The sequence below is a fragment of the Terribium retamae genome (genome assembly GCF_022347545.1).
In the GTDB taxonomy this organism is placed as follows: Bacteria; Pseudomonadota; Alphaproteobacteria; order Rhizobiales; family Rhizobiaceae; genus Mesorhizobium; species Mesorhizobium retamae.
In genome coordinates, this window is record NZ_JAKREW010000008.1 from 49,716 (window position 1) to 68,882 (window position 19,167).

Annotated in this window: 23 protein-coding genes; 12 read left to right on the forward strand and 11 right to left on the reverse strand. The window is 61.9% G+C overall.

Annotated elements, in window-relative coordinates:
• Positions 1 to 33: 33 nt before the first annotated feature.
• From L4923_RS11015 to L4923_RS11030, 4 genes are all read left to right on the forward strand, one after another.
• Complete coding sequence (locus L4923_RS11015; RefSeq protein ID WP_239364794.1) at positions 34 to 741, forward strand: CerR family C-terminal domain-containing protein; 708 nt, start codon at positions 34 to 36, stop codon at positions 739 to 741.
• The gene (locus L4923_RS11020) at positions 738 to 1,688 is read left to right on the forward strand and encodes an HlyD family secretion protein (RefSeq protein WP_239364797.1); all 951 of its coding nucleotides are present in this window, start codon (positions 738 to 740) and stop codon (positions 1,686 to 1,688) included. Before L4923_RS11015 ends, L4923_RS11020 begins: the two co-directional genes overlap by 4 nt.
• Before the next feature lie 144 nt (positions 1,689 to 1,832).
• Complete coding sequence (locus L4923_RS11025) at positions 1,833 to 2,753, forward strand: ABC transporter ATP-binding protein (RefSeq protein ID WP_239364800.1); 921 nt, start codon at positions 1,833 to 1,835, stop codon at positions 2,751 to 2,753.
• The gene (locus L4923_RS11030; protein ID WP_239364803.1) at positions 2,750 to 3,886 is read left to right on the forward strand and encodes an ABC transporter permease; all 1,137 of its coding nucleotides are present in this window, start codon (positions 2,750 to 2,752) and stop codon (positions 3,884 to 3,886) included. Before L4923_RS11025 ends, L4923_RS11030 begins: the two co-directional genes overlap by 4 nt.
• A 24-nt stretch (positions 3,887 to 3,910) precedes the next feature.
• On the opposite strand, the gene L4923_RS11035 is transcribed toward L4923_RS11030, so the two are convergent.
• Positions 3,911 to 4,891 (reverse strand): threonine ammonia-lyase, encoded by a 981-nt coding sequence (locus tag L4923_RS11035; RefSeq protein ID WP_239364806.1) that lies wholly within the window; start codon positions 4,889 to 4,891, stop codon positions 3,911 to 3,913.
• A gap of 218 nt (positions 4,892 to 5,109) precedes the next feature.
• Between L4923_RS11035 and L4923_RS11040 the strand changes: the two genes are divergently transcribed.
• Entirely contained in the window at positions 5,110 to 5,541 is a 432-nt protein-coding gene (locus L4923_RS11040; RefSeq protein WP_239364807.1) for a hypothetical protein, read from the forward strand.
• A 94-nt stretch (positions 5,542 to 5,635) separates the two neighbouring features.
• On the opposite strand, the gene L4923_RS11045 is transcribed toward L4923_RS11040, so the two are convergent.
• Positions 5,636 to 5,959 carry a hypothetical protein gene (locus tag L4923_RS11045; protein ID WP_239364808.1) on the reverse strand — a complete coding sequence of 108 codons (324 nt, stop codon included), beginning with the start codon at positions 5,957 to 5,959 and terminating at the stop codon, positions 5,636 to 5,638.
• Between the two features lie 149 nt (positions 5,960 to 6,108).
• Between L4923_RS11045 and mbfA the strand changes: the two genes are divergently transcribed.
• Positions 6,109 to 7,092 carry an iron exporter MbfA gene (mbfA, locus tag L4923_RS11050; RefSeq protein WP_239364809.1) on the forward strand — a complete coding sequence of 328 codons (984 nt, stop codon included), beginning with the start codon at positions 6,109 to 6,111 and terminating at the stop codon, positions 7,090 to 7,092.
• 42 nt (positions 7,093 to 7,134) lie between these two features.
• Here the strand turns inward: mbfA and L4923_RS11055 are convergent, their stop codons facing one another.
• Positions 7,135 to 7,464, reverse strand: a complete 330-nt coding sequence (locus L4923_RS11055; protein ID WP_239365038.1) for an NIPSNAP family protein — start codon at positions 7,462 to 7,464, stop codon at positions 7,135 to 7,137.
• A gap of 82 nt (positions 7,465 to 7,546) precedes the next feature.
• A complete protein-coding gene (locus L4923_RS11060) occupies positions 7,547 to 7,765 on the reverse strand; it encodes a DUF1127 domain-containing protein (RefSeq protein ID WP_239364810.1) in 219 nt (72 codons plus the stop codon).
• A gap of 68 nt (positions 7,766 to 7,833) precedes the next feature.
• Here L4923_RS11060 and L4923_RS11065 point away from each other — a divergent pair, with 68 nt between their 5' ends.
• Positions 7,834 to 8,511 (forward strand): ArsR/SmtB family transcription factor, encoded by a 678-nt coding sequence (locus L4923_RS11065; RefSeq protein WP_239364811.1) that lies wholly within the window; start codon positions 7,834 to 7,836, stop codon positions 8,509 to 8,511.
• A 14-nt stretch (positions 8,512 to 8,525) separates the two neighbouring features.
• Here the strand turns inward: L4923_RS11065 and L4923_RS11070 are convergent, their stop codons facing one another.
• Positions 8,526 to 9,020 (reverse strand): SMI1/KNR4 family protein, encoded by a 495-nt coding sequence (locus L4923_RS11070; RefSeq protein WP_239364812.1) that lies wholly within the window; start codon positions 9,018 to 9,020, stop codon positions 8,526 to 8,528.
• Between the two features lie 343 nt (positions 9,021 to 9,363).
• Here L4923_RS11070 and L4923_RS11075 point away from each other — a divergent pair, with 343 nt between their 5' ends.
• The 3 genes from L4923_RS11075 to L4923_RS11085 all read left to right on the forward strand — a co-directional run bounded on the left by L4923_RS11075 (position 9,364) and on the right by L4923_RS11085 (position 11,398).
• The gene (locus tag L4923_RS11075; protein ID WP_239364813.1) at positions 9,364 to 9,510 is read left to right on the forward strand and encodes a hypothetical protein; all 147 of its coding nucleotides are present in this window, start codon (positions 9,364 to 9,366) and stop codon (positions 9,508 to 9,510) included.
• Positions 9,511 to 9,796: 286 nt separating this feature from the next.
• Entirely contained in the window at positions 9,797 to 10,147 is a 351-nt protein-coding gene (locus L4923_RS11080; protein WP_239364814.1) for a YciI family protein, read from the forward strand.
• A gap of 3 nt (positions 10,148 to 10,150) precedes the next feature.
• Positions 10,151 to 11,398, forward strand: a complete 1,248-nt coding sequence (locus tag L4923_RS11085; RefSeq protein ID WP_239364817.1) for an RNA polymerase sigma factor — start codon at positions 10,151 to 10,153, stop codon at positions 11,396 to 11,398.
• 29 nt (positions 11,399 to 11,427) lie between these two features.
• On the opposite strand, the gene L4923_RS11090 is transcribed toward L4923_RS11085, so the two are convergent.
• From L4923_RS11090 to L4923_RS11100, 3 genes are all read right to left on the reverse strand, one after another.
• Positions 11,428 to 12,054: a glutathione S-transferase family protein gene (locus tag L4923_RS11090; protein ID WP_239365039.1), complete on the reverse strand. Its 627-nt coding sequence runs from the start codon at positions 12,052 to 12,054 to the stop codon at positions 11,428 to 11,430.
• A gap of 151 nt (positions 12,055 to 12,205) precedes the next feature.
• On the reverse strand, positions 12,206 to 13,186 hold the full coding sequence (cysK, locus tag L4923_RS11095) for a cysteine synthase A (protein WP_239364819.1): 981 nt from the start codon (positions 13,184 to 13,186) through the stop codon (positions 12,206 to 12,208).
• Between the two features lie 163 nt (positions 13,187 to 13,349).
• Complete coding sequence (locus tag L4923_RS11100) at positions 13,350 to 13,967, reverse strand: LysE family translocator (protein ID WP_239364821.1); 618 nt, start codon at positions 13,965 to 13,967, stop codon at positions 13,350 to 13,352.
• A gap of 204 nt (positions 13,968 to 14,171) precedes the next feature.
• Here L4923_RS11100 and L4923_RS11105 point away from each other — a divergent pair, with 204 nt between their 5' ends.
• Entirely contained in the window at positions 14,172 to 15,428 is a 1,257-nt protein-coding gene (locus tag L4923_RS11105) for an Hsp70 family protein (protein WP_239364824.1), read from the forward strand.
• A gap of 118 nt (positions 15,429 to 15,546) precedes the next feature.
• On the opposite strand, the gene L4923_RS11110 is transcribed toward L4923_RS11105, so the two are convergent.
• From L4923_RS11110 to hrcA, 3 genes are all read right to left on the reverse strand, one after another.
• Complete coding sequence (locus tag L4923_RS11110; RefSeq protein ID WP_425530934.1) at positions 15,547 to 16,902, reverse strand: PQQ-dependent sugar dehydrogenase; 1,356 nt, start codon at positions 16,900 to 16,902, stop codon at positions 15,547 to 15,549.
• Positions 16,903 to 16,970: 68 nt separating this feature from the next.
• Positions 16,971 to 17,165 carry a hypothetical protein gene (locus tag L4923_RS11115; protein ID WP_239364827.1) on the reverse strand — a complete coding sequence of 65 codons (195 nt, stop codon included), beginning with the start codon at positions 17,163 to 17,165 and terminating at the stop codon, positions 16,971 to 16,973.
• Positions 17,166 to 17,228: 63 nt separating this feature from the next.
• A complete protein-coding gene (gene hrcA, locus L4923_RS11120; RefSeq protein ID WP_239364830.1) occupies positions 17,229 to 18,314 on the reverse strand; it encodes a heat-inducible transcriptional repressor HrcA in 1,086 nt (361 codons plus the stop codon).
• Between the two features lie 135 nt (positions 18,315 to 18,449).
• Between hrcA and rph the strand changes: the two genes are divergently transcribed.
• Positions 18,450 to 19,166: a ribonuclease PH gene (gene rph / locus L4923_RS11125; protein ID WP_239364834.1), complete on the forward strand. Its 717-nt coding sequence runs from the start codon at positions 18,450 to 18,452 to the stop codon at positions 19,164 to 19,166.
• Position 19,167 lies beyond the last annotated feature (1 nt).

The window sequence follows — 19,167 nt, forward strand, 5'->3', positions numbered from 1 at the left end:
TACTTTAATCATTCGATTGATTAAATTGCAGTGATGTCGACCCAATCGCAAAAACCACTTTCCTCGCCCGCCGATATGACGAAAGCAGCGCTTGTGCGCGCCGCGCTCAGACTGTTCGGCCGGCAAGGTTATGACGGCACCTCGACACGGGAGATAGCCGCGGCCGCCAAGGCCAATATCGGCTCGATCGCCTATCATTTCGGCGGCAAGGAGGGTCTGCGAGCCGCCGTTGCCGACCATATAGTCGGGACAATCCAGTCCATTGCCAACCAAGCCTTGGGCGGCATGAGCGGTCCTGACTCCGCCACCTTGACACCGGAGACGGCGCGCGAGCAGCTGAAAGCCACATTGCAAGGCATGGTTACCTTCCTGGTGGCACGCCCGGAAGCCGGCGAGATCGTGCAGTTCATGCTGCGGGAACTCTCCGATCCTACGCCTACACTCGACCGCATCTATGCCGGACTGTTCGAGCCGACGCACAGAAGGCTTTGCCTCATCTGGGAGCGCGCCACCGGCGAGCCGGCGGAAAGCGAGGCGACCCGGCTAACCATCTTCTCGCTGATCGGCCAGGCCGTTTATTTCCGCATTGGCCGGGAGCCCGTGATGCGCCGCATGGGCTGGACAACAATCGGCCAGGATGAAGCCAGCAAGATCGTCGCGACGTTGCACGCCAATCTCGACGCGATGCTCGGCGTAAGGAGCGCAACAACCAGACGCCACGAAGGGGGCGATGCGAAATGAGCTTGTTGTGTTCACTGCCCTTGGCAGCGCAGCTGTTTTCCGCCTGCAGCGCAGCCACTCCACTCGCCGTCGGATATGTCGAAGGCGACTTCGTCCTGCTTGCTCCCATCGAAGTGGCAGAAGTGAAAGCTGTCTCGGCCCGCCGCGGCGATCGTGTCGGCCCCGGTCAACCGGTCGCGACGCTGGAAAGTGCCGACGCCGAAATCGCCGTGGCCCAGGCCAAGGCAGCACTCGCCCAAGCGCAAGCACAGCTCGCCGACCTGCAGGTGGGCAAACGACCGGAAGAGATCGCCGTGCTGGAGGCCACCCTGCGCTCGGCCAAGGCGCAGGCTGCAGATGCGGCCCGCACGCTCGCCCGCACGCAGGATCTGCTGAAGCGCGGCGTCGCCACCCAGGCGCAGTTTGACGATGCGGCCACACAATCCGAAGTCGCCGAAGCGGCCATCGGCCAGGCCACCGCCAATCTCGCGGTCGGCAACTTGCCGGCACGACCCGAGACGATCAAGGCGGCCGAAAACCAGGTGAAGCAGGCAAGGACCGCTTTGGACCAGGCGGAGTGGCAACTTTCCAAGCGCACGCTTGTGGCGCCTGCTGCCGGACGCGTCGACGACATCATCCGCCATGCCGGTGACACTGCGGGGCCAAGCGCACCGGTGCTTTCGGTGCTGCCGGACGGCGCCGTGAAGCTGACCGTCTATGTGCCTGAAGCCAGCCTCTCTTCGATCAAGGTCGGAGGCGACCTTGCCGTCCGCTGCGACGGCTGCCCGCAAGGCCTCAAGGCGCGTATCAGCTATGTATCTTCCGATCCCGAATTCACGCCGCCGGTCATCTACTCCCTCGAGAACCGCCAGAAGCTTGTCTACCTCGTTGAGGCGCGACCCATCGGTGACGCAGGGCCGTTGCAGCCGGGACAGATCGTCGACGTGGATCTGGCGAATAACGAGTAGGCAGTAGGCAGTAGGCGGTAGAGAGACATCCGAGATGCCAAGCGTTTCAAGATACACGTGGTGGGGTCCTTCAAAGGCCCCGTCACCTACTGCCTACTGCCTACTGCCTGTTTTCAACCAGTTCGTCCCCTGGCGCAGCACCCGATGAACGCCATCGACGTCAAAAATCTGGTCAAACGCTTCGGCGACCGCACCGTCGTCGACCACGTCTCGATGAGCGTGGCGGAGGGTGAGATCGTCGGCTTTCTCGGTCCCAACGGCTCCGGCAAGACCACGACGATCCGCATGATGTGCGGGCTTTTGACAGCCGACGAAGGCGAAGGCACCGTGCTTGGTTACGATCTGAGGACTGAAAGCCTGAAGATCAAGAACGAGGTCGGCTACATGACGCAGAAGTTCTCGTTCTACGAGGACCTGACGATCGCCGAGAACCTTGAATTCGTCGCCCGCCTTTATCGCCTGAAGCCGATAGAGGATCATGTCGACAGGACGCTGGGAGAGCTTGGCCTGGCCAGCCGGCGCAACCAGCTTGCCGGCACCCTTTCTGGCGGCTGGAAGCAGCGGCTGGCACTGGCTGCCTGCATCATGCACAAGCCGCGCCTGCTTCTGCTCGATGAACCGACTGCCGGCGTCGATCCGAAGGCGCGGCGTGAATTCTGGGACGAGATCCATCACCTCGCACATGGCGGGCTCACCGTCCTGGTCTCCACCCACTACATGGACGAAGCCGAGCGCTGCCATCGCATCTCGTATATTTCCTATGGCAAGCTCCTCGCCACCGGCACCGTGGCCGAGGTGGTGGACAATGCCGGCCTCACCACCTTCATCGTCGAAGGGCCGCGCCTCGACGCCGTGACGACCGCTCTCGAGGGCCGGCCAGGCGTCGATCAGGTGGCCCCCTTCGGCGCGACGCTGCATGTCGTGGGTTCAGACGCTACCGCACTCAAACGTGCATTGGCCGATATCGAGAAGACGCATCCCGGGGTCAAGGTGAGGCCCGGCGAAACCAGTCTAGAAGACGTCTTCATCCAGTTCATGGCCGGCTCGAAGGACAATATGGCGTGAGCAACCTGTTCTCTCCCGCCAGGCTCGGCGCGCTGCTGACGAAGGAATTCATCCAGATGCGGCGCGACCGCGTCACCTTTGCGATGATGCTGGGTGTGCCGCTGATGCTGCTCATCCTGTTCGGCTTCGCCATCAACAGCGACCCCAAGCGGCTGCCGGCGGCGCTCCTGGCAATGAGCAACGACCAGTACACCCGCGCCATGGTTTCGGCGCTCGAGAACACCAATTACTATCGCTTCGACTACATCGCCCGCACGGAGGCCGAAGCGGACTTCCTGCTGGCGCGCGGCGATGTCTCTTTCGTGGTCACCATCCCGGCTGATTTCGGCAAGAGGGTCGAGCGCGGAGATCGTCCACAAATCCTGATCGAGGCCGACGCGACCGATCCGTCATCGGCAAGCGGCGCCATCTCCACCCTGGGCACCGTTGCGTCCCAGGCCCTGCTGCGCGCCCGCGGCATGGAGGCGGCCGCCGCCGAGAGCAAGGCAAGTCAACTCGATGTCATCGCCCATCGCCTCTACAATCCCGAAGGCATCTCGCAATACAACATCGTGCCCGGCCTGCTCGGGGTGATCCTGCAGATGACCATGGTGATGATGACTTCGATCGCGCTGACGCGCGAAACCGAGCGCGGCACGATGGAGAACCTGCTCGCCATGCCGGCCAACCCGTTGGAAATCATGCTGGGCAAGGTGCTGCCCTATGCCGGTGTTGGCGCAGTGCAGGTGGTGGTGGTGCTGTTCGCAGCAAAGCTCTTGTTCCATGTGCCCTTCGTCGGCGGCATCGGACTGCTCCTGTCGTCGATCCTCGTCTTTGTGCTGGGGCTGGTTTTGCTCGGCTACACGATTTCGACCGTATCACGGACGCAGATGCAGGCCATGCAGCTAACCTTTTTCTTCTTCCTGCCGTCGATCCTGCTATCCGGCTTCATGTTTCCCTATCGCGGCATGCCGGGTTGGGCGCAGACACTCGGCGAGATTTTTCCGCTCACGCATTTCCTGCGCATCGTGCGCGCAGTGATGCTGAAAGGCGCGGAATTCCCTGCCATCGCCTCCGAGGTCGGCTGGCTGCTGTTCTTCGTGGCGCTGTTTGCGGGGCTGGCGCTGCTGCGGTTCCGCCGTACACTCGACTAAAACGACGGGGTCAGCGCATCTGCATCAAGCCGCTGCCATGATCCTGGCGTAGGTGCCGAAATCGACGTTGCCGCCGGAAAGCACCACCGCAACGCATTTTCCGGCAAGGTCGATTTCGCCGGACGAAAGGGCTGCCAATCCGACACAGCCACCGGGCTCCACCACCAGCTTGAGACAGGCCATGGCATCGCGCATGGCCGCCGCCGTCGCTTCTTCCGATACGGCAATGGACCCGGCGAGATTCCTGCGGTTGATCTCGAAAGTGATCACGCCCGGCTCATGGGTGAGAATGGCATCGCAGATTGAGTCGTGACCGGGTTCGTTGCCGACGCGCCGGCCGGCGACGAGTGAACGGCGGGTGTCGTCGAAATATTCGGGCTCCGCCACCCAGACAGCGGTCTGCGGCGAGGCATCCTTGACCGCGATCGAAATGCCGCTGGACAAGCCGCCGCCACCGCAGGGCATCACCACGGCGTCGAGCATTACGCCCAAGGCCGCAGCCTGAGCCATCAGTTCCAGCCCGATCGTGCCCTGACCGGCGATGATGGCCGGGTCGTCGAAGGGCGGCACCAGCGCCATGCCTTGCTCCATCCACGGCTTCACCACCGCCATCCGGTCATCGCGGAAGCGATCGAAGCGCACCACCTCGGCGCCCATGCGCCGCACATTGGCAACCTTGGTTTCGGGCGCATCCGAAGGCATCGCGATCACACTTTTCAGGCCGAACATGGCTGCGGCCGCCGCGACGCCTTGTGCGTGATTGCCCGAAGAGAAGGCAACTACGCCACCACGGCGCTCCTCCTGCGACAACGAGGAAATCTTGTTGTAGGCGCCACGAAATTTGAACGAACCGGTACGCTGCAGCGTTTCCGGCTTGAACAGGATTCGGCCGCCGAAACGCTCGTTGAGCACCGGAGATTCGATCAAAGGCGTGGTCACGATCAGACCCGCCAAGCGTTCGGCGGCATCGCGAACGTCGGCAATATCGGGAAGTGAAGCTGTCATGCGGAACCCACCAAGACACATATTCGCCTTCATCATGTGCGCGAAGCAGGGGCGAGCGCCAATGAAAAGATGTAACCGTGACAATGTTCATTCGCTTCATATCAGCGGTTCATCAGGGACGTCGGAGGTGCTCACCGATTGTTTCTGACTTAAGCGAAATCTGACTTGAACAGGATGGTGCCGCCTGACCTTGTGCGGCGATGAGAGGAGGCCTCCAAATGCGCAAGTTCCTTACCCTTTCCACCCTCGCCATGACGCTGGCGCTGACGAGTCTGCCGCTGACCACGGCATCGGCCCAAGATCTGAACATCCAGATCGGCCCCGACGGCCCGGTGATCATGCGCGACCGTCGCTGCGACCCGGACCGCGAATATTGCGGCGAACGCCGCCGTTCCGATGAATGGCGCAGCGAGGACGACTACGGCCGTCGCCGCTCCGACGAGTGGCGCAGCGAGGATGATGACGGCTACCGCCGCCGCGAATGCAACCCCGACCGTGCGCTCGACAAGGCCGAACGCATGGGCGTACGCCGTGCCCGCGTCGTCGGCGTCGGGCGCCGTACCATCGAAGTGCGCGGCATCTCCCGCAGCGGGGAGCGCGTACGCCTGATCTTCGGTCGCCGCGATCCGCGCTGCCCGCTGATGAGCTGACCTGTTTCAACGGTTACAATGCGAACGGGCGCCATCAGGCGCCCGTTTTGCTTTGAAGGCGGAGATGCGACCTTTCGGTGATGTGGGCCGTTTTTTAGCCCAGCAGCGTAGGCTTGCGTTTGTTGCCGCCGACCTTGCGCCAGGCGTTGAAGCGGTGAGTGGCGGCGGCGAAAGAAATCTTCATCTTCTGCGAGACCGAATAGCGCGATTCACCTCTGTCGAAGAGCCGGTAGCAACATTCGACACCCTCGTCGGTCAGTTTACCGTCCGTTGTCTTGTTATGCGGATTGGCGGGATCGAAGGGTTCGATCTGCGCCGACACCATGTCTTTCAAGCGGGCAAGGTCCGCCTCTATCGAGGCGATGAGGTCGAGTACCGGTTTGGCATCGATATGCTTCGCGCGCTTGGCAGTCGTCATGCAAAATCTCCAGGTTGGTTTTCCTTCATATAGGTGAACATTCGCCGATAAAAAGGGCAACCGCCACTGCTCTCGCCGCGCAGCGAATGCTTGACCCAAGCGGGGCACACATCTAGTTTAGAATGATTCTAAACTAGAGATAATTCGTCATGCTTTCCCGTGTCTTCGGCTTCGGCCGCCGTCCTTTTTCCTCGCTTTCCGAACAGGAAATCCTGGCACTCGCCATCTCTTCCGAAGAAGACGACGCGCGCATCTACCGCTCCTACGCAGAAGGGTTACAGGTGGATTATCCGCATTCAGCCAGGATGTTCGAGGAAATGGCAGCGGAAGAAGACAGGCACCGCGCGCTGCTCATCGAGTTGCATCGGAAGCGTTTTGGCGAACACATCCCTCTGATCCGTCGTGAGCATGTGAAAGGTTATTACGAACGCAAGCCCGATTGGCTGGTGCGGCCGCTTGGCATCGACAAGGTACGCCAGCAGGCCGAGCAGATGGAGCGGCAGGCGCAACTCTTTTACCTTGAGGCGGTCAAGCGGACGTCGGATGCCTCCACGCGGAAATTGCTCGGCGATCTCGCCGCTGCCGAGCAGAACCACGAGAACCTCGCCCATAAGCTCGAGCAGCAATATGTGCCGGGCGACATACGCGAGGAAGAAGCAGCGACCGAACGGCGGCAGTTCATCCTCACCTACGTCCAGCCGGGCCTGGCCGGACTGATGGATGGGTCGGTCTCGACGCTGGCCCCGATCTTCGCCGCCGCCTTTGCCACGCACGACACCTGGCAAACCTTCCTGGTTGGCCTGTCGGCCTCGATCGGCGCCGGCATCTCGATGGGTTTCACGGAAGCTGCGCATGACGACGGCAAACTCTCCGGGCGCGGTTCGCCACTGAAGCGCGGCCTTGCCAATGGCATCATGACCTCGCTGGGCGGCCTAGGCCACGCCCTGCCCTACCTTATTCCGAATTTCTGGACAGCGACTTCCGTGGCGGCCGCGGTTGTGTTCGTGGAATTGTGGGCGATCGCCTTCATCCAGAACCGCTACATGGAAACACCCTTCCTCCGTGCCGCCTTCCAGGTGGTGCTCGGCGGTGCGTTGGTGTTTGCGGCCGGCGTACTGATCGGTAATGCGTAAGGGGCAAGAGCCCAGGCGCCCTCCCACTTCGCGAAGGCGGCGCTATCTCACTAAAGCTGCATGCGGCGCGGATGCCAGCTTCAGGAAAATACGGTCTTCCCTGACGATAAAGTTTTCGCGCCGGGCGAACTCGAAATTCGCTTTGCCTGCGGGGTCCGCGGCAAGGCGGGCGCGATAGGCTTCATAGGCCGCCAGGCTGTCGATGTTGTAGAGCGCATAGGCCGTCGTGGCCGAGCCTTCGTGTGGGGCGAAGTAACCGATCAGATCTGCACCACAACGCGGGATCGCCTGCCCCCAATTGCGGGCATATTCCTCAAAGGCCGCTTTCTTGAATGGGTCGATTTCGTAACGGATGAAGCAGGTGATGGTCATGATCATCTCCTTGGCAAGGGCATCGACACTTCGATCATGATCGAAACATCGGCAGGACAATTGGATTAGGCTCGCACCGCGATCACATTCGCCAGAAGGATTTTGCGCATTCGCGCCGTACATCCTCCGGCGTAAGGCCGAGATCGTTGAGTTGCCACGCGTCGAGATCGGCAAGGTCGAGCCGCTGCAGATACCGGTCGCTCCGGCGCATCAAAAGCGATCGCAGCCCGCACCAGAACCGACGAAGGCGGAACCGGGCGTAGCCGGCACCCGAGTGGGTAGGATGGGAGAGATTGGTCATCGTCGTCTCCTTGAACTTCCATCAGATTAGTGGTTTTCTTGCAGCAATGCTTTGATGGAGATCGAACCATGAAAGACGGACCGGATATCGCCCGCATCGCCAGCCTGGTTGGCGACCCCGCCCGCGCCAACATGCTGACGGCGCTGATGACGGGTGCCGCGTTGACGGCAAGCGAACTGGCATTGGAAGGGGGTGTGACCCTGCCGACAGCATCGTCGCATCTGGCCAAGCTGATCGATGGCGGGCTGCTCACCGTCGCAGCCCAAGGCCGTCATCGCTATTACGCCCTGGCAGGACCGCAAGTGGCGGCGATGCTGGAGGCCATCATGGGTGTGGCGGCAGGCGTCGGGCCGAAGCGAACCCGCCTAGGCCCGCGTGAGCCGGCAATGCGCGAAGCGCGTGTTTGCTATGACCACCTGGCCGGCGAGCATGCCGTGAAGATGATGGATACCTTCCTCGCCCGAGACATCCTGGTGCGCGATGGTCGGGAAATCCGGATCGGGCCGAACGGCCACTCGCATTTCACCGCTGTCGGCATCGACGTGGAGAAGCTCAAGCCGTCGCGCCGGCCGGTCTGCCGCGACTGTCTCGACTGGAGCGTGCGAAGATCGCATCTCGCCGGGCAGTTGGGTGCAGCGATTCTCGACAAGATCCTTGCCGAGAAATGGGCACGCCGTGAAAAGGACAGCCGGGTCGTGACCTTCTCGCCCAAGGGGCGTCGCGCGTTCGAGAAAGCATTCCTCTAAGTTAAACCAACCCGCTATTTGCGCCGCAGGTTCCTGACGAACTCGGTGAATGACGATGCCAGGGGTAGCACATAACCCCAATCCTTGGAGGCAGCCTCCTCAAGGGTCCAATCGTCGTCTTCCGGCGAGAGCTCATGGTCGATGAAGCAGAGCTGCCCCTCGTTCCCGTCGTCGAGCCGGAGGCAGATCGGATTGCCGCCATGGTCACTCATGATCCACAGCAGATCCTCGTGGAGGGGCCAGGGTGGAGATTTCCGATTGTGCTCCAGTGAATAACGCGGATTCTTCTGCAGACCGCCAACGTCTTCCACGTATCCGGCCCACACGCCATTCGGAAAATCGAACGAAACTTTTTGCAGGCATCTACCGCCGGCACAGGCCATGAGAAAAGCGCAATAATCATCGGGGAGGAAGATACCCGTCCTCTCCTCAAACCGCTGTAGATCACCCGGCATTGCCGGCCGCTCACCTGCCTGGTTGATAGCGTCGATGAATCGCCAGAGTTCCATTCGCACGTCCCTGCAGATTGCGATTCACGCGTGGCAGCGTAGTGGCGAAACAGCCCTTTCCGCAACTCTCGCGAGCAACCCCATCACTCAGGATCTGGGGAGAGGAAGAGAAACCAAACCGCGCATTTTCGAGTCTCAAACGAAACCGCCTGTGGCATAAAAGCGACAGCGCTAACAAAGGCGTCAAATGGCGCCAAAACACCGTGAATCCGCCACTTTGCGGCCACGATTCGTAGAGGTTTCGCCCGAAGATTAACATCCCGTTCACCGACTATTCACGCCTTCTCGCTAGGATGCACCCAATCGGACGGGACATCCGAAAATCGGGACAGGGAATAGAAGAATGACCATCTGGAACCAGTTCAAGGGCTACGCCGCCGCCATCCGCGAATTCATCGCACCGACCTACCGGCCGGAGCGCCACTACATGCGTGGCCCTGGCCCTGCCTGCGCTCGCCGCGCCCATACGCTCGGCGTGAGCGCTCATTGATGACGCTGGAAAGCCGTCACGACAGCCGGGTCGCTCGTCCCGCCGGCGAGCACCGCACGACCACCTATCGGCCGCTGCGGCCAGGAATTCCTGCGCGCCCTTGACACGCCGTCCAGCCTAACCATTCCCTCGATCTTCAAACCGCCGACGCCCTCCCGCGTCGGCGGTTTTTGTTTTGCGGCACGCCGCAGAATTTTTTCGCAGAGCTTGTCGAAATCAGGCAAGCTCACGCGTCATTCGTCCGGCCGGCAAGGGCGCGGCCTTTGAGAAACGCGGGAGACCCCTGATGCAATACATGCTGCTGATCCACGTCGATGAATCGGCGTTCGCCAAGATGACCCCGGAAATGCAAGGCGTGATGTCGGAACCGTACATGGCCTACAACGCCGCACTCGCCAAAGCCGGCGCCATGGTGGCCGGTGAAAGACTGCAACCATCCCACGTCTCAACCACTGTGAAGATCCGCGGCGGCAAGACAGAGGTGCTGGATGGCCCCTTCGCCACCACCAAAGAGCAATTGGGCGGCTTCTACCTTATCGAGGCGCCAGATCTCGATGCCGCGCTTTCCTGGGCCGCGCGATGCCCTGCTGCCACGCACGGTGTCGTCGAAGTAAGACCGATCTGGACGACGCGCTGAGCGATGACCGACGCTGCGGCATTGGCGCGGGCGGCGGCAGAAACGGCCGCCCGCCAAAGCTATGGCAAGTTGGTCGCTTTCCTCGCCTCCCGCTCGCGCGATGTCGCCAGCGCCGAAGATGCGCTTGCCGACGCCTTCGCGCTGGCGCTGGCGAAATGGCCGGAAACGGGCGTGCCGCAGCACCCTGAAGCCTGGCTCCTGGCTGTCGCCCGCCGCCGGGCCACCGACCAGCACCGCCGACGCCGGACGCGCGAGGCGGCCATTCCCCATCTCAGGCTCATGAGCGATGAGGCGGAGGAAGAGGCCTTGCGCGAGAAGCTGCCTGACGACCGTCTCGGCCTGATCTTCGCTTGTGCCCATCCTGCAATCGATCCTGGCGTGCGGGCACCGCTGATCCTGCAGACTGTGCTCGGCTTTGATGCAGCCACCATCGCCTCCGCTTTTCTGATTTCTCCAGCGACGATGAGTCAGCGGCTCGTGCGTGCCAAATCGCGCATTCGGGAAGCAGGCATCCCCTTCCGCATTCCCGACCGACCCGAATTGCCGGCGCGGCTATCCGCGGTGCTCGAGGCGGTCTACGCCGCCTTCACCGAGGGCTGGACGGATCCTGTCGGCACCGAGACCCGTCGCCGTAACCTGGCGACCGAGGCGATCTGGCTGTGCCGACTGGTAACCGAACTGATGCCGGAAGAACCGGAAGCGTGCTCGCTGCTTGCTCTTATGCTCTACGCCGAAGCTCGGCGCGAGGCGCGGCGCAGCGCGGACGGCGACTTCGTGCCCTTGAGCGACCAGGACATGAGCCAGTGGGATGCAGTTCTTATCGGAGAAGCGGATGCGCTGCTGCAGCGTGCCAGCCGTTTCCCGGGCCTTGGTCGCTACCAGATCGAGGCAGCAATCCAGTCGACGCATGTGGCCCGGCGACTGCTCGGCAAAACCGATTGGGGTGCGATCAGGCAATTCTACGACGCGCTGTCCCTGGTCGCCGGTTCGCCGGTCGTAACCATCAATCGTGCGGTGGCGATCGGCGAGACAGATGGCCCTGCCGCCGGGCTGGCCGAACTCGACACAGTCGCCGAAGACCGCCGCATCGAAGACTACCAACCTTACTGGGCTGCCCGCGCCGGCCTGCTGGCCGATCTCGGCCGGTCTGGCGAGGCGAGGCTGGCCTTTGAACGCGCGATCGGGCTGGAGCGCGATGAAGCGGTGCGGCGGTTCCTCACCGCAAAGAAGTCAACACTCGCAATTGAGTGAACTGCCTTCGCCGGCCCCAACAGGCGACCTCAGGCAGGCCACATTTCATGCGGTTCGTTGAGCGCGGCAAGCATGGGATCATCGCGTAATCTGGCGCAGATCCGCTCGACATCCGGCCAAATCGCCCGAGCCCTGCCTTGATCAGGATACCAACACACCAGCATCAGCATGTAGACGTCGGCAATGGTGCGGCTGTCACCCACCAGCCAGTCACGGCCTCTCAGCGCGCGATCCAGGATGCTGATTTCCTTATCCATCTCGGCGACCGCCGCCTGTTTGACCGCAGCAATGCCGGCGGCATCCGTGGTCGAGCGGTGTGGATAGTAATAGCGCAAATTGGCCATGTAGATCGCGGTCGCCATGAAGGCCATCCAGCGCAGGAAGTCCGCTCTGCCCGGCTCGCCGGCGATCGGACCGAGCCCCTTTCCGGGATGCAATTCGGCAAGCAGAAGCGAGATCGCCGCCGTCTCCGGAACGGCATGACCGTCCGGCAGAACCAGCACCGGCACCTGATGCATCGGGCTGATCTTGAGAAATTCCGGATCCAAATCCAGCGTCTTCGGCACGTCGATGTGTTCGAAAGGGACGCCGGCCAGCTTGAGTGCGGCCTCGATCACAAACCCGCCCGAGCCCGGACGTGTGTAAAGCTTATACATTTCAGTCATCTTCTCCCGCCCCCCGACCTTAGAGCCTGGGATTTGACCTGTGATTGCTCCGCACTCAAGCCACCGGCAACGGTGCCAGCAGGTTTTTCGCTGGGCCAGAGCGGAAACCTATTTCCCGCTCTTCCCCTTCAGGCGGAAAAACTTACGCGCCGAGCCCTTCGAAAAGCACGGTCGAGAGATAGCGCTCAGCAAAGGACGGAATGACGACGACAAGGTTCTTGCCTTTGTTCTCCAGTCGCGAGCCGACGACGATCGCCGCCTGCAATGCCGCGCCCGATGAGATGCCGACCGGTACGCCTTCCAGGCGGGCGACGAGGCGGGCATTGGCAACGGCATCCTCATTGGAGACCTTGACGATCTCGTCATAGATGGTCGTGTCGAGGATCTTCGGTGCAAAACCGGCGCCGATGCCCTGGATCTTGTGAGGACCAGGTTGGCCGCCCGACAGCACAGGCGAAGCTTCCGGCTCGACCGCTACGACATGCAGCGACGGCTTGCGCTTCTTGATCACCTGGCCGACGCCGGTGATGGTGCCGCCGGTGCCGATGCCCGAGACGAAGATATCGACTTCTCCCTTGGTGTCGTTCCAGATTTCTTCTGCGGTGGTTTCGCGGTGGATCTCGGGATTGGCCGGATTCTCGAACTGCTGCGGGATGATGGCGTCCGGTAGCGACGCAGCCAGTTCGTCGGCCTTGGCGATGGCGCCCTTCATGCCTTTCGGCCCTTCGGTCAGCACAAGCTCGGCACCGAGCAGCGCCAGCATCTTGCGGCGCTCGACCGACATGGTCTCCGGCATGGTGAGGATCAACTTGTAGCCCTTGGCGGCGGCGGCAAAGGCAAGCGCGATGCCGGTGTTGCCGGAGGTCGGCTCGATCAATACCGTTTTGCCGGGCGTGATCTTGCCGTCGCGCTCCAGCGCCTCGATCATGGCGACGCCGATACGGTCCTTCACCGAAGCGATCGGGTTGAAGAACTCAAGCTTTGCAAGGAGATTGGCGACAATGCCCTTTTCCTTCGCGAACTTGTCCAGCCTAACCAGCGGCGTATCGCCGATCGTTTCGGTGATCGAGTTGTAGATGCGGCCGCGGCCGGGGACGCGTGCGGAGGTTGCAGGCTTATTCATTGATTTCGCTCCCTGAAACGAGGCTGCCTTATGCGGCTTTTCGACGAAAGAAGATAGGCCGCCGGCCGACTATATCCGAGGCGGCGGCGTGCTGGAAACAACAGGCAGCTGGAACAATTTTCCGGATTGTGTCGATTTCGGCGCTGGCCCTGAAAAAGCAATCTCAAGACCTGGTGGCGATCGCAGCCGCGGCCCCGACCATGAAACCGGCTGCCGTGCGGTTCAGCGCTTTCAACGCGCGCGGCGAACGCAGGAACCAGCGCGCTTTCGCGGCAAGCGCCAGATATGGCACCAGGACGATGAGCAGCACCGCGGCGGTGATGGCGGCCAGGATGCCGTAGTCGCCCAAGGTCAGCGATTTCAGGTCGACGATGGTCGGCGTGATAGCCAGATAGAAGATCATCGTCTTGGGATTGCCAAGCGTGACGGCAAGGCCGGCCAGCACCGAGGGCACGAAACCATCCCTGCCCTTGCGGGCCTCGACCGCCTCCGGCGTGATGCCGGCCGTCCAGAAACTCCAGGCGAGATAGGCAAGGTAGAGAACTCCCAGCCATTTGATAACCAGGAACACCATGCCGAAGCTCTGTGCCACCAGTGCAAGACCGAGCACGACCGCGGTGAGATAGGTCAGATCGCCTAACACGAGCCCGAGCGACATCGCCAGCGATGAGCGGAAGCCGGAACCGAGGGCCCGTGCCACCAGAGCGGTCACGCCGGGACCGGGAATGGCGGCAGCAACCGCAAGCGCGGCGGAATAAGCGAGAAATCCGGCAAGGGTCATTGGGAAGCCTCGGAAACACCGGCGGTTTTATCGCATGGATTGCAGGTCCGAGGAAATGGCTCAGCGCTTGGTCCAGCCGCTCACATTTTTCTGAAAACGCTGACAGGCCATCGACATTTCATCCTCGGTCCTGTAGGCGCACGGTCCCGCTGCGGCTAGCGTCGACAAGGCCGCGCCATTTAAGCGAACATTCAGGATGAGACGATGCGACCGGCTTTCGGCGGCATAGACTTTGGCACCTCCAACTCCACCGTCGGCGTGATCGAAAACGGCCGGCCACATCTGGTGGCGCTGGAGGACAATAACGCGACGCTGCCCTCAGCGATCTTCTTCAATTTCGAAGACGGCAACACCCTGTTCGGCCGCCGTGCCATCAGCGATTATACGGACAGCGTCGAGGGCCGACTGATGCGGGCGCTCAAGAGCGTATTGGGCTCCTCGCTCGCCCATGAAAAAACGCGGATTCAGGCACGCACGTTGGCTTTCACCGATATCATCGGCCTGTTCCTCGCCCATCTGAAGGCGCGGCTGGACAGCCATGCCGGGCAGCCGGTGGAAAATGTGGTGCTTGGCCGGCCGGTGCGTTTCGTCGACGAGGATGACACCGCAGACGCCGACGCGCAGAGCCAATTGGAAAAGGCTGCACGCAAACAAGGCTTCAAGCATATCGATTTCCAGTTCGAGCCGATCGCCGCAGCGCTCGACTATGAACACACGCTTAGCCGCGAGGAGCTCGCCCTGATCGTCGACATGGGCGGCGGCACGTCGGACTTTTCGATCGTCCGTGTGTCGCCAGAGCGATCGACCACGAGCGATCGCAAGGGCGACATCCTGGCCAATCGCGGTATCCACATCGGCGGCACCGATTTCGACCGCTTGCTCAGCATCGCCCATGTCATGCCCGAGCTCGGCTATCTGACACCGACGAAGGACGGCAAGCGCAACCTGCCGGCAGGTTATTTCGTCGATCTCGCCACCTGGCAGCGCATCAACCTGCTTTACACGCCGAAGGCCATGCTCGATCTGCGTCAGATCCGCTACGAAGCAGCACGAGCCGATCTTGTCGACAGGCTGATCGAAGTGGTCGAACATCGGTTCGGGCACGCACTCGCCACGAAAGTGGAAAGGGCGAAGATCGCCTTGACCGACCAGAACGAGGCGAGGGTGGAAGTGGCTCTGCCCGGCGCGAAGTTCTCGGCTGAGCTGACCAAGCAAGGCCTGGAGGACACGATCCGCAACGAGGTCGCTCGCGTTACGCAAACGGTGGCCGACACGCTGGCGGACGCCGGCGTGAGGCCTGCAGACATCACCGCCGTATTCCTCACAGGCGGGTCGACTGCCATCCCGATGGCGCGGCGCAGCATTCTGGGCTTGGTGCCGGATGCCAAGGTGGTGCAGGGCGACGCGTTCGGTTCGGTTGGCCTAGGCCTCGCGCTCGACGCACATCGCAAATTCGGCTGACGGTTTTTGGGTGCGTCCTTCGAGGCTCGCTCGCAAAATACCAGCCGTTTCTTTTGATTGAATTGCGGACTCGCGCCTTAGGACCGTTTGTGCCGGCTCAAGCGCGCGACAACACCGGTCAGGTCTTGCCCTTATATGATACACGCCACACCGTACCGTTGCCGTCCTCGGTGACGATCAACGAACCATCCTTGGCCACCGCCACGCCGACAGGCCGGCCCCAGACGGCGTCGTTGGAAATGACGAAGCCCGTCATGAAGTCCTCATATTCCCCTGTCGGCTTGCCGTCCTTGAACAGCAACCGCACCACCTTGTAGCCGGTCGGCGCGCCGCGGTTCCACGACCCGTGCAGGGCGACGAAAGCATTGCCCTTGTATTCGGCAGGGAACTGGTTGCCTTCATAGAAAGCAATGCCGAGCGGCGCCGAATGCGCCTGCATCAGAACATCCGGCACCGTCGCCTTGCCGGCGAGGTCCGGTCTGGTGCCGGCGTGGCGTGGATCCTCGTTGTCGCCGATGTAATACCAGGGCCAGCCGTAGAAGGCGCCCTGCTTCACCGAAGTTGCATATTCGAACGGAAGATTGTCGCCTAGCGCGTCACGTTCGTTGACTACACACCAGGGTTCACCGGTGGCCGGCTGAACGGTGAGACCGGAACAATTGCGCAGGCCGGTGGCAACGGTTCGGCGGTTCTTGCCGTCCGGATCGAATGCAAGGACCGCGGCGCGATCCCGTTCGTAGCTCCATGCCGCTCCGAGCGGCTCGCTGGCGGCCCAAGCCTTGGGGCCTCCGGGGGGATCACCAAGATCGTCGGCGACATTGGAAGCCGACCCCACCGACAGATAAAGCGTCTTGCCGTCCGGCGAAAAGGCGATGTCACGGGTCCAGTGGCCGCCGTCGGGAATGTCTGCGACCACCGTCTCGGGCTTTCCCGACGCTTTCAGGTCGCCGTCCTTGTAGGGAAACCGTACGATGCTGTCGGTGTTGGCCACATAGACCCATTGGGGATCTTCCGGCGGGTAGAAGGCGATGCCGTAGGGCGAACTCAACCCTTTGGCATAGATCGCTTCTTCGGCAGGTTTGGCACCGGGGCTGCCTGGCCGGTACAGCCGGACCTGATCAGCACGGCTGTCGGCGACGAAGATGTCGCCGTTTGGCGCGACGCGCACGGCGCGAGGATTGCTGACGCCCGAAGCGATCAGCTCGGCCGAAAAGCCGGCGGGCAGTTTCGGCTCCGCATTCTTCGGACGCCGGACCTCGCTCGGGCTGTTCGAGGCAGAATCCGACACATAGGGTTTCGGCAAATCAGCCGGGGTCAACAAGCGCCGGACCCCGGGCTTGTCGGCGCGCCAGTCGCCAAAGGCAGCCTCCCCTTTCAAAATTTCGGATTGCTGGGCGAAAGCCAAGGACACAGGCGCTACGAAGAACGGAACCAGCAAGGCTGCGACAGCGAGTTTCACATCATCCTCCTTCATTCACCACGACGAAGATAGGATGGGATGGGCGCCAGCGCATCACAACTGGCTGTGAAAACGACCGCCCCTCAGGCTTCCGCACCAAAACCAGCCTCGAGCCGCTGTTCGAGCTCCACAAGATCAGCCGGCAGCGGCAATCCGAGTGCTCTTAGCTCCGAGAACTTCTCGCGCAGCTGTTCCTGGATCTCGTGCTCGTCCTCGGGCTGATTGACCATCTCCTGCAGAAGCAGGCCGATGCGGGCTTTGATCTCTTCCAGCGCCATGTTGCTCTCTCCTGGCTGGTGGTCTCGGCACATTATACCAGAGGTCCTGGCTGACCGTTGGTATTACCTCAGCATGCGCGAAATCAGCTGCGCGGTATAGTCCACCATCGGCACGATCCGGGCGTAATTAAGCCGCGTCGGCCCGATCACCCCGAGCGCGCCAACGACACGCGCGTCTTTGTCGCGATAGGGCGCGACGACCAGCGACGAGCCCGACAATGAAAACAGCTTGTTTTCCGAGCCGATGAAGATGCGTACGCCTGAGCCCTGCTCGGCGAGGTCGAGCAACTGGATCAACCCATCCTGGGTTTCCATATCCTCAAACAGGCGCTTCAACAGCTCGATGTCAGCCTGAGCGGTGACATTCTCAAGCAAATTGGCGCGGCCGCGCACGATAAGGCGCGCCGGCAGGCCGCTTTCGGCGCCAGCCCAAACGGCGAGACCCTTTTCGACCAGATCCTGCGACAGCGTATCGAGCGCGGTGCGCGTTTCTTCCTTCAGCCGCGAAATCTCCCCACGCGCCTCGGCAAGCGTTCGGCCGCGGATATGGGCGTTCAGGAAATTCGAGGCTTCATGCAATTGCGACAGCGTGATGCCCGCCGGCAGGTCGATGACACGGTTTTCGACATCGCCACCTTGCGAAACCAGTACCGCAAGGGCCTTGCCCGGCTCCAGCTGGATGAACTCGATGTGCTTTAGTGCCACCTCTGCCTTGGCGGCCAGGACCAATCCGGCACCGCGCGACATGCCCGACAGCATCTGGCTGGCTTCGGTCAGCATATGTTCGAGCGACATGCCCTCGCCCGACGCTTTCACCTGCGTCTCGATGGAACGGCGTTCGTCTTCGGTGAGGTCGCCAAACTCCATGAAGGCATCGACAAAGAAGCGCAGTCCCTGCTGGGTCGGCAAGCGGCCCGCGGAAATGTGTGGTGCGTAGATCAGGCCGAGGTGTTCCAGATCGCTCATCACGTTGCGGATCGTGGCCGGCGACAGCGACGAAGGCAGAATACGCGACAGCGAACGCGAGCCGACCGGCTCGCCATCCCTGAGATAGGATTCGACAATGCGCCGGAAGATGTCGCGCGAACGGATGTCGAGCGGCTGGAAAGCCGGCGATTGCATGGTCGGATCGACGATGGGTTTGGTCATCGGGCACAAAATCTCCAGGACCAAGGATATAGATTGCAGCCGGGGCGACGCAAGCGACCCGTTTTCTCTTTGCGCCCGGTCTTCCATGGGGCTACAAGCCGGCCACGACTCCAAAACCAAGAAGAAAGAGCCTTGATGCGCCCCTCCAAACGCCAGCCAGATGAAATGCGTGCGATCTCCTTTGAGCGCGGCGTTTCCAAGCACGCCGAAGGATCCTGCCTGGTGAAATTCGGCGACACGCACGTGCTGTGTACGGCGAGCCTGGAGGAAAAGGTGCCGGGCTGGATGCGCAATACCGGCAAGGGCTGGGTCACGGCCGAATACGGAATGCTGCCGCGCTCGACCGGCGATCGCATGCGCCGCGAAGCATCCGCCGGCAAGCAGGGTGGCCGCACGCTGGAAATCCAGCGACTGATCGGCCGTAGCCTGCGCGCCGTGGTCGACCTGCAGGCGTTGGGCGAATTGCAGATCACCGTCGACTGCGACGTCATCCAGGCCGATGGCGGCACCCGCACAGCTTCCATCACCGGCGGGTGGGTAGCGCTCTATGACTGCCTGCGCTGGATGGAAGCACGCCAGATGGTGAAGCTTGATAGGGTGCTGAGGGACCATGTCGCTGCCATTTCCTGCGGCATCCATGATGGCCAGCCGGTCATCGATCTCGACTATATCGAGGATTCTTCAGCCGGCACCGACGCCAACTTCGTCATGACCGGCAAGGGCGGTATCGTCGAAATCCAGGGTACGGCCGAAGGCGAGCCTTTTTCGGAAGAGCAATTCTCAGCGCTGATGGGACTGGCCAAGAAGGGCATTTCGCGACTGGTGTCCCTGCAGCAGATGGCGGTGTCCTGAG

What these genes read in the sequence shown, in the direction of transcription:
- L4923_RS11065 (WP_239364811.1), top strand. Translation starts at nt 7,834, where the DNA reads ATGAAAGACGGACCGGATATCGCCCGCATCGCCAGCCTGGTTGGCGAC.
- L4923_RS11080 (WP_239364814.1), top strand. Translation starts at nt 9,797, where the DNA reads ATGCAATACATGCTGCTGATCCACGTCGATGAATCGGCGTTCGCCAAG.
- L4923_RS11105 (WP_239364824.1), top strand. Translation starts at nt 14,172, where the DNA reads ATGCGACCGGCTTTCGGCGGCATAGACTTTGGCACCTCCAACTCCACC.
- rph (WP_239364834.1), top strand. Translation starts at nt 18,450, where the DNA reads ATGCGCCCCTCCAAACGCCAGCCAGATGAAATGCGTGCGATCTCCTTT.
- mbfA (WP_239364809.1), top strand. Translation starts at nt 6,109, where the DNA reads ATGCTTTCCCGTGTCTTCGGCTTCGGCCGCCGTCCTTTTTCCTCGCTT.
- L4923_RS11060 (WP_239364810.1), bottom strand. Translation starts at nt 7,765, where the DNA reads ATGACCAATCTCTCCCATCCTACCCACTCGGGTGCCGGCTACGCCCGG.
- cysK (WP_239364819.1), bottom strand. Translation starts at nt 13,186, where the DNA reads ATGAATAAGCCTGCAACCTCCGCACGCGTCCCCGGCCGCGGCCGCATC.
- L4923_RS11100 (WP_239364821.1), bottom strand. Translation starts at nt 13,967, where the DNA reads ATGACCCTTGCCGGATTTCTCGCTTATTCCGCCGCGCTTGCGGTTGCT.
- L4923_RS11055 (WP_239365038.1), bottom strand. Translation starts at nt 7,464, where the DNA reads ATGACCATCACCTGCTTCATCCGTTACGAAATCGACCCATTCAAGAAA.
- L4923_RS11015 (WP_239364794.1), top strand. Translation starts at nt 34, where the DNA reads ATGTCGACCCAATCGCAAAAACCACTTTCCTCGCCCGCCGATATGACG.
- L4923_RS11085 (WP_239364817.1), top strand. Translation starts at nt 10,151, where the DNA reads ATGACCGACGCTGCGGCATTGGCGCGGGCGGCGGCAGAAACGGCCGCC.
- L4923_RS11075 (WP_239364813.1), top strand. Translation starts at nt 9,364, where the DNA reads ATGACCATCTGGAACCAGTTCAAGGGCTACGCCGCCGCCATCCGCGAA.
- L4923_RS11045 (WP_239364808.1), bottom strand. Translation starts at nt 5,959, where the DNA reads ATGACGACTGCCAAGCGCGCGAAGCATATCGATGCCAAACCGGTACTC.
- L4923_RS11040 (WP_239364807.1), top strand. Translation starts at nt 5,110, where the DNA reads ATGCGCAAGTTCCTTACCCTTTCCACCCTCGCCATGACGCTGGCGCTG.
- L4923_RS11025 (WP_239364800.1), top strand. Translation starts at nt 1,833, where the DNA reads ATGAACGCCATCGACGTCAAAAATCTGGTCAAACGCTTCGGCGACCGC.
- L4923_RS11035 (WP_239364806.1), bottom strand. Translation starts at nt 4,891, where the DNA reads ATGACAGCTTCACTTCCCGATATTGCCGACGTTCGCGATGCCGCCGAA.
- L4923_RS11115 (WP_239364827.1), bottom strand. Translation starts at nt 17,165, where the DNA reads ATGGCGCTGGAAGAGATCAAAGCCCGCATCGGCCTGCTTCTGCAGGAG.
- L4923_RS11020 (WP_239364797.1), top strand. Translation starts at nt 738, where the DNA reads ATGAGCTTGTTGTGTTCACTGCCCTTGGCAGCGCAGCTGTTTTCCGCC.
- L4923_RS11090 (WP_239365039.1), bottom strand. Translation starts at nt 12,054, where the DNA reads ATGTATAAGCTTTACACACGTCCGGGCTCGGGCGGGTTTGTGATCGAG.
- hrcA (WP_239364830.1), bottom strand. Translation starts at nt 18,314, where the DNA reads ATGACCAAACCCATCGTCGATCCGACCATGCAATCGCCGGCTTTCCAG.
- L4923_RS11070 (WP_239364812.1), bottom strand. Translation starts at nt 9,020, where the DNA reads ATGGAACTCTGGCGATTCATCGACGCTATCAACCAGGCAGGTGAGCGG.
- L4923_RS11110 (WP_425530934.1), bottom strand. Translation starts at nt 16,902, where the DNA reads ATGAAGGAGGATGATGTGAAACTCGCTGTCGCAGCCTTGCTGGTTCCG.